Source organism: Dongia sp. (assembly GCF_041905885.1).
Taxonomy (GTDB): Bacteria; Pseudomonadota; Alphaproteobacteria; order Dongiales; family Dongiaceae; genus Dongia.
Window position 1 is genome coordinate 53172 of sequence record NZ_JAYRKD010000007.1, and the last position, 12548, is coordinate 65719.

Annotated in this window: 12 protein-coding genes; 5 read left to right on the forward strand and 7 right to left on the reverse strand. The window is 66.6% G+C overall.

The annotated features are described in order from the left end of the window. The first annotated feature begins 54 nt into the window (after positions 1–54). Genes ACH2CY_RS09110 through ACH2CY_RS09120 form a run of 3 tightly spaced genes read left to right on the forward strand, consistent with a single transcriptional unit; the run spans position 55 to position 3428 of the window. Positions 55–1119 carry an HlyD family secretion protein gene (locus ACH2CY_RS09110; RefSeq protein WP_395018323.1) on the forward strand — a complete coding sequence of 355 codons (1065 nt, stop codon included), beginning with the start codon at positions 55–57 and terminating at the stop codon, positions 1117–1119. A 21-nt stretch (positions 1120–1140) separates the two neighbouring features. After that, a complete protein-coding gene (locus tag ACH2CY_RS09115) occupies positions 1141–2793 on the forward strand; it encodes an MDR family MFS transporter (RefSeq protein ID WP_395018325.1) in 1653 nt (550 codons plus the stop codon). Further along, positions 2790–3428 carry a UdgX family uracil-DNA binding protein gene (locus ACH2CY_RS09120; RefSeq protein WP_395018327.1) on the forward strand — a complete coding sequence of 213 codons (639 nt, stop codon included), beginning with the start codon at positions 2790–2792 and terminating at the stop codon, positions 3426–3428. Before ACH2CY_RS09115 ends, ACH2CY_RS09120 begins: the two co-directional genes overlap by 4 nt. Positions 3429–3434: 6 nt before the next feature. Here the strand turns inward: ACH2CY_RS09120 and ACH2CY_RS09125 are convergent, their stop codons facing one another. The 7 genes from ACH2CY_RS09125 to ACH2CY_RS09155 form a co-directional block, all read right to left on the reverse strand. Beyond that, entirely contained in the window at positions 3435–4184 is a 750-nt protein-coding gene (locus ACH2CY_RS09125) for a type 1 glutamine amidotransferase (protein ID WP_395018328.1), read from the reverse strand. 101 nt (positions 4185–4285) lie between these two features. Next, positions 4286–5911 carry a hypothetical protein gene (locus ACH2CY_RS09130; protein WP_395018330.1) on the reverse strand — a complete coding sequence of 542 codons (1626 nt, stop codon included), beginning with the start codon at positions 5909–5911 and terminating at the stop codon, positions 4286–4288. A 106-nt stretch (positions 5912–6017) separates the two neighbouring features. Further along, entirely contained in the window at positions 6018–6902 is an 885-nt protein-coding gene (locus tag ACH2CY_RS09135; protein WP_395018332.1) for a metal ABC transporter permease, read from the reverse strand. Between the two features lie 7 nt (positions 6903–6909). Then, positions 6910–7704: a metal ABC transporter ATP-binding protein gene (locus tag ACH2CY_RS09140; protein WP_395018333.1), complete on the reverse strand. Its 795-nt coding sequence runs from the start codon at positions 7702–7704 to the stop codon at positions 6910–6912. A gap of 195 nt (positions 7705–7899) precedes the next feature. Continuing rightward, on the reverse strand, positions 7900–8781 hold the full coding sequence (locus ACH2CY_RS09145; protein ID WP_395018334.1) for an alpha/beta hydrolase: 882 nt from the start codon (positions 8779–8781) through the stop codon (positions 7900–7902). Positions 8782–8936: 155 nt separating this feature from the next. Then, positions 8937–9629 carry a M48 family metallopeptidase gene (locus tag ACH2CY_RS09150; RefSeq protein ID WP_395018336.1) on the reverse strand — a complete coding sequence of 231 codons (693 nt, stop codon included), beginning with the start codon at positions 9627–9629 and terminating at the stop codon, positions 8937–8939. Between the two features lie 195 nt (positions 9630–9824). Next, complete coding sequence (locus ACH2CY_RS09155; protein ID WP_395018338.1) at positions 9825–10721, reverse strand: bifunctional transcriptional activator/DNA repair enzyme AdaA; 897 nt, start codon at positions 10719–10721, stop codon at positions 9825–9827. Between the two features lie 273 nt (positions 10722–10994). Between ACH2CY_RS09155 and ACH2CY_RS09160 the strand changes: the two genes are divergently transcribed. Beyond that, on the forward strand, positions 10995–11525 hold the full coding sequence (locus tag ACH2CY_RS09160; protein WP_395018339.1) for a GcrA family cell cycle regulator: 531 nt from the start codon (positions 10995–10997) through the stop codon (positions 11523–11525). 74 nt (positions 11526–11599) lie between these two features. After that, the gene (locus tag ACH2CY_RS09165; RefSeq protein ID WP_395018341.1) at positions 11600–12445 is read left to right on the forward strand and encodes an alpha/beta hydrolase family esterase; all 846 of its coding nucleotides are present in this window, start codon (positions 11600–11602) and stop codon (positions 12443–12445) included. The last annotated feature ends 103 nt before the right edge of the window (positions 12446–12548 follow it).

Sequence of the window (12548 nt, forward strand, 5' to 3'; positions counted from 1 at the left end):
GTAATATGTACTGATCAGTACAAATTTGACGAACCCGTTTGGGGGAGCATTCAGATGAAGCGGACTTTGCGGCGGGTCCTTCTTGGCAGCGTGGCCCTGGCCTTGGTGGCCGGGGGCGGTGCTTTCGGCGCCTATTGGCTGAAGACCGGCCGTTTCCTGGAATCGACCGAGGACGCCTATGTCCAGGCCGACTACACGACGATCGCGCCGAAGGTCTCGGGCTACATCGCCGACGTGAAGGTCGAGGACAACCAGGCGGTCAAGGCCGGCGATGTCCTGGCGGTGATCGACGACCGCGATTTCAAGACCGCGCTCGCCCAGGCCCGCGCCGACGTCGCCAGCGCCAAGGCTGATGTCCAGAACATTGAAGCCCAGCTGGCGGAGCAGCAGTCGGTGATCCAGCAGGCCGAGGCCGCGATCCAGTCGGATCAGGCCGGCGTCTCCTTCGCCCAGCAGGATTACACCCGCTATCACAACCTGACCGCCCAGAAGGTCACCTCGGTGCAGGACGAGCAGCGCGCGCAGACGGTTCTCCAGCAACAGAACGCTGCCCTGCAGCGTGACCGCGCGGCGCTGACCGCCGCCCGGCAGCGCATCGATGTGCTGACCACGGCGCACGCGAAGTCCGAGACCCAGGTCCAGCGCCTCGAGGCAGTGCAGGCCCAGGCGGAGCTCAACCTCGGCTACACCACCATCACGGCGCCGATCGACGGCACCGTCGGCGCGCGCTCACTGCGCACCGGCCAGTATGTGCAGGCCGGTACCCAGCTGATGGCCGTGGTGCCGCTGCACGCGGTCTATGTCGTCGCCAATTTCAAGGAGACGCAACTCGCCGAGGTGAGGACCGGCCAGCCGGTCGAGATCTCGATCGACGGCCTGCCCGGCGTCACCGTGAAGGGCAAGGTGGACAGCCTCGCCCCGGCGAGCGGCCTGGAATTCGCGCTGCTGCCGCCGGACAACGCCACCGGCAACTTCACCAAGATAGTGCAGCGCATCCCGGTGAAGATCGCGCTCGAGATCGACCCCGCTCTGGTAGGCCGCCTGCGTCCCGGCATGTCGGCCGAGCCGGTCATCGACACCAAGCCCGCCGCCGCAAGCACCAAAGTCGCGAGCAACTAATCCCTCCCAGGGGGAAGCGCCATGTCCATCGCCGAAATCTTCGATTCCATTCCCGAGCGCCGGCCGCTCGCTGTCGCGCCGGTCCGGAAGATGGAGGCAGCGCCGGCGGCGCCCGCCAACCAGAACAGCGACCAGGTTTCGCTGAAGACCTGGATCGCGGTGATCGGCGCGGCGCTTGGCGCCTTCCTGGCGGTCCTCAACATCCAGATCGTCAATTCCTCGCTGGCCGACATCCAGGGCGCGATCGGCGCCGGCATCGATGACGGCGGCTGGGTCTCGACCTCTTATCTCGTTACCGAGATCATCGTGATTCCCTTGAGCGGCTGGCTGGCCGGCGTGTTCTCGATGCGGATCTACCTGCTGGCCAGCACGGTACTGTTCCTGGCCTTCTCGGTGGCCTGTGCCTTCGCCGGCAATCTGACAGAGATGATCATCCTGCGCGCCTTCCAGGGCTTCAGCGGCGGCGCGCTCATTCCGCTGGCTTTCACCATCATCGTCACCATGCTGCCGCGCGCGAAGCAGCCGGTCGGTCTCGCGCTGTTCGCACTTTCCGCCACCTTCGCGCCGGCGATCGGCCCGACCATCGGCGGCTATCTCAACGAGAACTACGGCTGGGAATACATCTTCTATGTGAACCTGGTCCCCGGCCTGATCATGCTCGGCATGCTGGCCTATGCGCTGCCGAAATCGAAGCTGCAGCTCGGCCGGCTGAAACAGGGCGACTGGCTCGGCATCGTCGCGATGGCGATCGGCCTGGGCGCGCTGCAGACCTTCCTCGAGGAAGGCAACAAGGACGACTGGTTCGGGTCCGAGCTCATCACTGGCCTCGCCGTGACCGCGGCGATTGCGCTCACTGCCTTCATCGTCATCGAGCTCACGGTGCAGCGCCCGCTCTTGAACCTGAAGCTGCTGCTGCGCCGCAACTTCGCCCTCGGCACGGTCTCAAACATCCTGCTGGGCGCCGCGCTCTACGGCTCGTCCTTCGTGCTGCCGCTTTATCTCTCCCAGGTGCAGGGCTACAACGCCGAGCAGATCGGCGAGGTGCTGGCCTGGACCGGCATCCCGCAGCTGATCCTGATCCCGCTCGTCCCTCGGCTGATGAAGTCGGTGGACACGCGGATCCTGATCGGCCTCGGCTTCACCTTGTTTGCCGTCAGCAACTTCATGAACATCTACTTGACCGCCGACTATTCCGGCCCGCAGCTCTTATGGCCGAACATCGTGCGCGCGATCGGCCAGGCGATGGTGATGACGCCGCTCTCGGCGGTGGCGGCCGCCGGCATCGAGGCAGAGAATGCCGGCTCGGCCTCGGGTCTCTTCAACATGACCCGCAATCTCGGCGGCGCCATCGGCATCGCGCTGCTGCAGACCATCCTCACCAAGCGCGAGCAGTTTCATTCCAACGTGATCACGCAGAACGTCTCACAGTTCAACGAGGCGACCCGCCAGCGGATCGGCGAGCTCACCCGCTACTTCCTGACCCACGGCATCTCCGACCCCGTCACCGCCCAGCACCAGGCCATCGTCGCGATCGGCCGCAGCGTGCGGCGCCAGGCCACGATCATGGCCTACAGCGACGCCTTCGTGCTGATGGGTTTCGCGCTGGTGGTTGCCCTCGGCCTCGGCCTGCTGCTGAAGAAGGCGGCCGGCGCCAACGGCGCCGGCGCGCATTGACCAGAGCCGGCGCAACCTCCGCGACCCGCACCGGTTCACTTCCCATGCCGGATGCAGAACCGAAAACACTGAAGGCCCTCAACAGGCAGATCTCTGCCGCGAATCCCCTGGTACCCGGCGCCGATCGCGCGGTCCTGGGCGAGGGCGCGGAGGGCGCTGCGATCGCCTTTGTCGGCGAGCAGCCCGGCGACCAGGAGGACCTTGCCGGCCGACCCTTCGTCGGTCCGGCCGGCAAGCTGCTCGACCAGGCCATGGCGGAAGCCGGCATCGATCGAAGCTCGGTCTACGTCACCAACGCGGTCAAACATTTCAAATTCGAGCAACGCGGCAAGCGCCGCATCCACCAGAAGCCAACCATGGGCGAGGTGAAGCGCTATCGCTGGTGGCTGATGAAGGAACTCGACCTCGTGCACCCGAAGCTGATCGTGGCGCTGGGCGGTACCGCCGCAGCGGCGCTCACCGGCAAGGCGGTGTCGGTGACCAAGGCGCGCGGCAAGGCCAGCTTCGAGAACCGCCCCGGCTACATCACCGTGCATCCCAGCTACCTGCTGCGGATCCCGGACGAAGCCGACAAGCAGCGGGCCTACAAGGACTTCGTCGCTGATCTGAAGAAGATCCGCGCCCTCGCCGCGTGAGCGAAACTAAGCCGCGCGCTCGCCGGCTTTCTGCTTCGCGGCGGTGACGAGGTCGGCCCAGCGCTGGGTGACGACCCGGCAGAAGTCGTTGGCGCGGCGGCCGTATTTCTCGAACTCGTCCTTGGCCCGGGTCACGGTCTCGGCGGCGCCGGCTTCGCCGAGCTTGTTCTGCAGCACATGGCCGAAATTGCTGACCCAGTCCCGGGCAAGGTCCATCGAGACTTCCCAATGGCACTGGAAGCCATAGGCGGTCTTGCCGAAGCGGAAAGCCTGGTTGGCGCAGGTCTCGCCGGTCATCAGCCGCACGCCGCCCTCCGGCAGGCCGAAGGTGTCCTCATGCCATTGCATGATGCGCTGGCGCGGGGCGAGGCCGGCCAGCAGCGGGTCGTCGCGGCCTTCGGGCGTGATCTCGATCGGCAGGAAGCCGAACTCGAAGGTATCGTTGACCCGCACCTTCTCGCCGAAGGCCCGCGCCATCAGCTGGCCGCCCAGGCACATGCCGAGCAGCGGCTTGCTCTGCGCGTGGAAGGCACGCAGCAGGTCCAGCATCGGCAGGAAGGCGGGGAAACGCGCGTCGTCATGCGCATGCTGCGGTCCGCCGAGGATCACCGCGCCGTCGAAGCCTTCGGGCGAGGCCGGCAGCGTGTCGCCGTGATGCGGCAGCAGGGTGGTGAGCTTGGCCCCCGCCGCCTGCAGATAATCGCCCAGCAGCGAGATCGGCGAGTTCATGTCGTTCTGAAGTACCAGGACCTGCATCGGCTCCATCCCCCGCGCGGGCTTGCCCGCGCATCGTCTCTCCCGCGATGGCGGGAAATATGCGGCGATCGCCCGCCGGAATCAACCGGCCGCCGAACGGCCTAGATCGTCGGCAGCAGCGCGCCGACCAGCTGCACGGCGCTCATCAGCGGCACCAGCGCCGCGATTTCCCGCGCCCGCGCCGGCGCGGCGGCCGGCGTATCGCCCGGGATGGTGTAGCGTTTCACCATCTCCGCCATCGACCAGTGCAGCACCCGCAAGGTTTCCACCGTGTCGAGGTTGCGCGTGTCCAGCACATGCAGGACCTTCTCCAGCGGCGCCTCCAGCCCGAGCCGCCGCAGAAGATGCGTCCGCTTCTCCACCAGCCGCACCGCCGCGACCAGGATCGCGATTGCCTCGTTCCGCCAAAGCCGCAGCCGCGCGGAAAGGCCCGGGCGCCAGGCGAAGTCGGCGATCGATCGGCGGGTGGAGGGCGAGAGCTGCTCGACCAGGCCCGGCTGGAAGCCGAAGAAGCTGAGGGTCGTGGCCTTCTTCGCCTGGCCGAAGGCGCCGCGCGGCACGCCAGCCTCTTCGAGGATGCGGCGCGCGATCGGCCGGTCGTAATCGCCGCCGACCGAGTAGGGGGTCATCTCCTTGCTGTTGGAGATCGCGACCACGTCGCGGTGCTGGAGCGCACCGACATAGGGCAAGGGCAGGTGGATGAAATCCATGCGGCGGCGGTATTCGCCGAGCGAGCCGCCGTCGAGGTCGCCGCGCTTGATCACCGCGCTCGGCACCTTCTGCTTCTCCCACATCGTGTCGCCGTGGCAGCCGGTGAACAGCACGCGCTGCCCGATCTGCGGCGTGAAGGCGAGATAGTTGACGTCGGAGCCCTCCAGCCCATGGCAGAAGAACTCGGCCTCGGGCGTCTCCAGCTCTTCCTGCTGCAGATAGAAGCGGCGGTCGGTGACGGTGATCGCCATGTCGAGCGCTTTTGCAATCGGCTCGCCGCTGTCGGAATCGACGATGCCGAAGGCGCGCCGCGCATGGCCATGGGTGACCGCCTCGCGGCAGCCCGCCTCGCGCGCCAGGGCCGCGCAGGCCGGCGAGTCATAGCCCTGCGAGATCGTCGCCAGCGGCCGGTAGGGATGGGGCCGGGCGGGATCGCGGGCATTGTCGAGCGTGGCTTCGACCACCCGCGCGAGATGGGCGCGGTAATCGGCGAAAGCGGCGAAACCCGGTGCCTGGGGTTTCCGCCGCACGGCGATCTCGAGGTCCGGACCGACCGCCAGGTTCTCGAAATAGTAACCGCGGATCTCCCTGGCGCGCAGCGAAGGGAAGCGGATCGGCGAATGCTCCAGCCCGCCGAGGATATCGAAGAAGACGCGGTGATAGTCGAGGAAGGCGGGATCCAGCGCATCGCCGCGATGGGCCAGCAGGAAGGGCAGGGAATTGCTGACGAAGAGCTTCGCGCCGTCGTGGCAGGTGAAGACCGATTCCAGCGTGTGGCTGGGCGGCACGATGGTCCAGCCTGCTGCGCCGAGGACGCCACCGCTGCCGAAGGCATCCGCCTTCTCGGCGAAATCCATCGCGGCGAGCGAGCCGGGCCAGGCGCCCTCGAAGAATGCATGGTCTGAGCGGCAGACGCTGCCGCCGCAGATCAGCCGATGCCGTTCCGGCCGGCCGTCGATTTCCAGCAACCATGCCAGCGGCGGCAAGGCCTCGCTGACTTGCGCATTGAGCTTCAAGTCACTCTCCCCGGCGCGCCCCCGCGCGCATGGTGAGAATTCTATCCGAGGTTCCGTTGCGGACAAAGTGCCGCGCGCACAGTGTTGTGTGCGAATTTCTTCTGGCTCAATGCGCGAGATGCCGCCTTGGCCAATAGCGGCGCACCAAGCCGCCGCGCTGTCCGAACGCCAGGGAAGCCAGATAGAGGAAGCCCGCGACCAGCACGATCGCCGGCCCCGAGGGCGTGTTGAGATGATAGGAGAGGACCAGCCCGAGCAGCGACGACGCCATGGCGATTCCGCTGGTGGTGAGGATCAAGCCCCCCACACTGCCGGCCCAGAGCCGCGCCGCCGCGGCCGGCAGCAGCAGCAGGCCGACCGACATCAAAGTGCCGAGCGCCTGCATGCCCGCGACCAGGTTGATCACCACCAGCACCAGGAAGACGAGATGCGCGATTGCGCCCGGCCCTGCCGCCCGACCCCCGGCGGCGACGCGCAGGAAGCCGGGATCGAAACACTCCACCACCAGCGGCCGGTAGATCACCGCGAAGGCGATCAGGGTCAGCGTGGCGGCGCCGGCGACCAGCAGCAGCGACTTGTCATCGACGCCGAGCAGGGAGCCGAACAGGATATGCAGCAGATCGACGTTGCTGCCATGGAGCGAGATGATCAGCACGCCGCTGGAGATTGAGATCAGGTAGAAGCCGGCGAGGCTCGCATCCTCTTTCAGCGGGGTCACCCGGCTGACCAGGCCCGCCAGCAGCGCCACCAGCAGGCTGGCGGCCAGCCCGCCCAAGGCCATTGGCCAGAGCGCGAGGCCGAACAGCATGAAGCCGACCGCGACGCCGGGCAGCACTGCATGGCTCATCGCGTCGCCCATCAGGCTCATCCGCCGCAACACCAGGAAGGAGCCGATCGGCCCGGCCGAAAGCGAGATCGCGATACAGGCGATCAGCGCCCGCCGCATGAAGGTGAACTCGGCAAACGGCGCGATCAGGAGATCGTGGAGCATGGAAAGGTCAGGCCGGCACTTCGCAGACTGGCGCATTCTCCAGCCAGCCTTCGGCGAGGTCGCGGGCGCGCGCCAGGTTGGCGTCATCCAGCACCTCCGCGGTCGCGCCCCAGGCGATCGGCTCGCGCGCGATCAGCAGCGCTTCCGGAAACGCCCGGCGCGCCATGTCGAGATCATGGATCGCGGCGACCACCGTGCGCCCTTCATGCGACCAGCCGACGATCAGCTTGAGCAGGTCCTCGGTGGTGCGCTGGTCGATTGCGTTGAAGGGTTCGTCCAGCAGGATGATCGGCGCATCCTCGACGATCAGCCGCGCGAACAGCAGCCGCTGGAACTGGCCGACCGAAAGCGCTTCGATCGGGCGAAGCTCCAGTCCCTGCAGCCCGACCGCGGCCAGCGCTGAGAGACTCTGCCGGCGATGCGCGCCGGTCAGGCGCCCGAAGGCGCCGCTGCGCCGCCAATGCCCGAGATCGGCGACGTCGAGAACCTTGAGCGGAAAGCCGCGATCGACCTCGACCACCTGCGGCAGATAGGCGATGGCGCGCTTGCGATCGGCGGCGATGTCAACATGGCCGGAGGCGATCGGCGCCAGGCCGACGATCGCTTTCAACAGTGAGCTCTTGCCGCCGCCATTGGGACCGCAGAGCGCAGTCAGGCTGCCTTCGCTGAAATCGCCGGTCAGGTGATGGACCGCCGGATGCCGGTTATAGGCGACGGTGAGATTGCAGACCGAAATCGCCGCCCGGCCTTGCGTCCCGACATGCAGCGGTTCGCGATGGACATGCTGGTGGGCGACGTTCATCGCGTCAGAGCGCCCATTGCACGGCGACCCAGAGCAGCAAGGCGGCCAGGATTGCGCCGGCCAGCCGCATCGGCATGCTGGCGGAAAGCAGGGTCTTCGGGCTGGTCATGGTCTCGGGCATGGCGGAAATCCGGTCTTTGATCCGTTATAACATAACAAACCAGCCCCAGCTGGCAAGCCCGGATCCGGCCGGCTTCAGATCCCGCAGGCGGCAATCGGGGGCAGGGTGACCGGGGTCACGGCCGGGCCGGGGACGGGCGGCAATTGCGCCAGGAAATCCAGCATCGCGCGCTCGGCTTCCGGCGTCTGCACGTCGTTGTGCCCGGCGCCCTCGACGGTAAGCCAGGTCTTAGGTTCAGACGCGGCTTCGAACAACGCACGCCCCAATGCGTGCGGGATCAGCGAGTCACCGGCGCCATGGAAGACGAACAGCGGTGCCTTGTTCGATCCGATCTTCGCCAGGGAGTCGAAACGATCGCGCACCAGCCAGCGCGCCGGGATATAGGGCAGCTGGATTGCCGCGACCTCGGCGATGGAGGTATAGGGCGAGCGCAGGATCAGCGCATGGACCCGATGCTCGGCCGCGAGCTGCACGGCGACCCCGGTGCCGAGCGATTCACCGAACAGCACGATGCTGGAATCCGGGATGCCCTGCGCCTTCAGGAAGGCCAGGGCCGCGCGCCCGTCGGCGACCAGGCCGGCCTCGCGTGGCGATCCCGGATTGCCGCCATAGCCGCGATACTCGAGCGCCAGCAGGCCGTAGCCCGCCTCGATCAGGAATTTCGCGAAGGGCAAGTGATTGCCGATATCGCCGGCATTGCCATGGAAAAACACCACCGTCGGCAAGTCGGCGCGCGCAGAGCGGAAATACCAGGAGCGGAGGTCGAGCCCATCCTCGGTCTTCAGGCAGACGATCTCGCGCTTGGGCAGGAGCGTCGGATCGTTCAGCATCGGCGCGCCGTCGCTCCGGTGATAGAGCATCGTATCCTGCATAAACCAGAGGATGCCGACCACCATCGCATAGACGATGACGGCGCCTTTCAGAGCCTTGAAGATGAAACGTCCGAGCTTGCGCATGTGTGCTCAAAAAGCCTTGTCCCAGGCGGCTTTCAGCACTTTAGCCCAAAGGGAAACCGCCGGGCCAGAGGCCCGCCCCGACTTGTCCCAAAGGGAAACCGCCGGGCCAGAGGCCCGGCGGTCAAGCTTCCGCGGAGGAGAGCCGCAGAAGAAAGCTATCGGCCGTAGCGGTAGAGCTCGGTGCCGTGTTCCTCGAGCCATTCGCGGGCGATGTTGATCGAGCGCGGCGAGAGCTCGCGGCAGAGCTTCCAGAACTTCGGCCCGTGGTTCATCTCCTTGAGATGCGCGACCTCATGGGCGACCACATAGTCGAGGACGTATTTCGGCGCGAACACCAGGCGCCAGGAAAAGGCGAGCTCGCCCTCGTCGGTGCAGGAGCCCCAGCGGCTCTTGGTGTCGCGGATCGAGATCTTGGTGATCTTCTTGCCGATCGCCGCGGCCTTGTCGCGGGCGCGCGTCTCGATCTCGCGCTTGGCCTCGCTCTTCAGCCATTCATGCACGCGGCGCGGCAGATGCTCCTCGTAGCCGGCGACGTGGATCTCGCCCTCTTCGCACCAGACGACGCCGCGCGCGGTCGGGCGATGACGGATGCGATGGTTCTCGCCGAGGAAGGGAACGACGGCGCCGTGGCGGAACGGAATCGGCTCCGCCAGCTGGTCCAGGCGCTCGGCGATCCAGTCCTTGTTGCTTAACGCAAATTTCTTGCCTTCTTGTCGCGAAGTGCGTTTCGGCAGGACGATAACGACGCTCGCTTTACCATAGTCGAGACGCATGATGATGCGGCGCGCGCGGCGGTTCTCGCGGAACACCAGCGGCACTTTGCGCTCATCGAAATTGAGCATCGTCATGTCGGAAATTTCGCCGATCCGGCGCCGTGCGGGCGCACGCTTTCCGGCGCTTTTTCCAGCGCCGCGATTTTCAGATTCTTTCCGCTTTTTCAGTGCGTTCGGCATTTCCGCAGCAGGCTGGATCAGGGTCGGCTGCGGCTAGTCTAACCCCCTTCGCGCGGGGCGCAATCACTTACGCCTTTTTTCCATGCATAGCTAACCCGCGCGTCGCGCCGCCCGCCGCTCCGCAGAAATAAGGGCCTGTTTTCGCTCAATTCCCCAGGCATAGCCGCCGAGCGTACCGTTATTACGCAAAACACGGTGACAGGGGATGGCCAGGGCGACCGGATTTGTGGCGCAGGCATTGCCGACGGCCCGCGAGGCGGAAGGCTGGCCGATGGCCTCGGCGATCTCGGCATAGGACCGGGTTTCGCCGGTCGGGATTCGGAGCAGCTCCTCGTAAACCCGGCGCTGGAACGCCGTCACCTGGATGTCGAGCGGCAGGTCCTCGCGCGGTTTCGCGCCGTCGATCCGGCGCAACAATTCGGTCACGTAGCTGCCCAGCGCCGCGTCGTCGCGCTCGATCGATTCCGCTTCCGGAAATTCGCTGGTGAGATCCTCGAGCAGCGCGCGGTCGGCGGTGCCGAGCTCGACCCGGCAGAGCCCGCGCTCGGTCGCCGCGACCAGCAGCTTGCCGAGACCGCAAGCCGAGATCGCGTAGAAGATCGAGGCACCCTTGCCGCCCTTGGCATAGCTCGCCGGCGTCATGCCGAGTGCCGTCATCGCGCGTTCATAAACCCTGCTCGATGAGCCGTAGCCCGCTTCGAACGTGGCCGCCGCGACCCCGTCGCCGCGCTTCAAGCCGCGTTTCAACTGCTTCATCCGCAGCGCATCGTCGTATTGCCGTGGACTGACTCCCAGCGCCTGCTTGAACTGGCGCTGCAGATGCCAGGGCGAGACCCCGCAATGCCGCGCCAATTCCTCCAGGGTCACCGGGCCTTCGGCTTCCTCGGCGACGCGATTCTCTATATATGCGGCGGCCCGGCGCGCGACGGCGGCGGCGCTGGCGGCTGCATTGTTGGCGCCATTCGGCGTGGCGAGCGCGGTCTGCATGGGGCGTTTCCCTCTCGGACTTTTGGCGGGCTTTTTCATCTGCATTTCCAGCATCTGCCGCGAGAGATAAGCCCTGCCGCGCGCATCCTCTATCCGATGCTTGCGGGTCCGGGTTCGGACACTAGGACAGACTCCCTGCCACTAATTCCATGTTGAAAACCCAGTGATATCCACAACATTTGGAGTCGACCCTCTTGCCTATCAGGATATTGTGGAGTGAAATCTCCCGGACACAATATCCTGATGCAGCAATCCGGGCAGTGAGGCTAAAACATGGAATGGACCGAGCAAAGGATTGAAGTACTGCGGAAACTCTGGGGTCAGGGGCAGACCGCCAGCCAGATCGCGGCGATCCTGGGTGGGATCACCCGGAACGCGGTGATCGGCAAGGCGCACCGCCTCGGCCTCACCGGCCGGCCCTCGCCGATCAAGCGCGAAGCCGGTGCCTCGCCGCAGCCGCGCCGCCGTGCGGCGGCCCCGCAGGCGCGCCGCATGCCCGGCGCCGGCCAGCCCGGCACCGTCCATGGCCAGCCGCTGCCGCAGACTCATGCATCCCAGGCCCAACATGCCCCGGCGCAGCGCGCCGAAGCGCATGATTCGGTGACCCGGGAAGCGCCTCCGCCGCCGGCGCCGAAGACTTCGACGAGGGTCGCCGCCCATGCCGGCAGCAAGACCTGCTCCTGGCCGATGGGCGACCCGAAGCAGCCGGGCTTCCACTTCTGCGGCGAGCCTGCCGAAGCCGGCAAGCCCTATTGCGCGCATCACTGCCACGTCGCCTATCACAAGAAGTCGGAAGCAGCCTGATTCTCCGGGTTGCAACAAACTCCGGCCGGACGCACCTTCGTCCGGCCGGTTTTGTTTTGGCGCTGCTCTGCCTCTTGAGTTTCGGGGTCCAGGCCGAAGACAGTCTCCGCAGCATCACCGTCGATCAAACCGAGCGCCGCTATGTGCTGCACGTGCCGCGCAGTGTGAAAGCGCCGGCGGCCCTGGTGATCGTGCTGCATGGCGGCGGCGGCTCGGCGAAGAGCGCCATCGACCAGACCGGCTTCGACGCGGAAGCCGACCAGCGCGGCTTCGTCGTCGCCTATCCCGAGGGCACCGCGCGCAGCCGCTTCCATACCTGGAATGCCGGCGCCTGCTGCGGCGTGGCGGTCGAGCGGGGCGTGGACGACGTCGGCTTCATCCGCGCCATGGTAGCCGAGATCGGCGCCACCACCCCGCTCGACCCGAAGCGCATCTACGCGACCGGCCTCTCCAATGGCGGCATGATGGCCTATCGCCTCGGCTGCGAGGCGAGCGACCTGGTCGCGGCGATCGCGCCGGTTTCCGCCGTCGTGATGGTGGCGCCCTGCGAGCCGAGCTTCCCGGTCTCGGTGCTGCACATCCACGGCACCGCCGACCGCAACGTGCCGATCGAGGGCGGCGTCGGCGCAAAGTCGATCGTCAAGATTCCCTACCCGCCGGTCGAGCGCTCGGTGGCATTTTGGGCCGGCTATGACGATTGCCGCAACGACCCGATCGTGAGCTCGCCGGCGCCCGACGTCACCTTGCGCTCCTATCCGCTCTGCAGCCTCGGGATCGCGGTCGACTACTACGTGATCCAAGGCGGCAGCCATGCCTGGCCGGGCGGCAAGCGCCTGGCGAAATTCCTGGACGAGCCCTCGCAGGCGATCGCCGCGACGCCGCTCATCTGGCGATTCTTCGCCGCGCACCCGAAGCCCTAGTTGCGGCATGCCGTCGCCTTCGTCTGGCTGGAGCGGCAGGACGGCGAGCGGATCGGCGTCTACACGGATGTCACGTGCTTCGTCCGGCAGCGCGGCGGTTTCT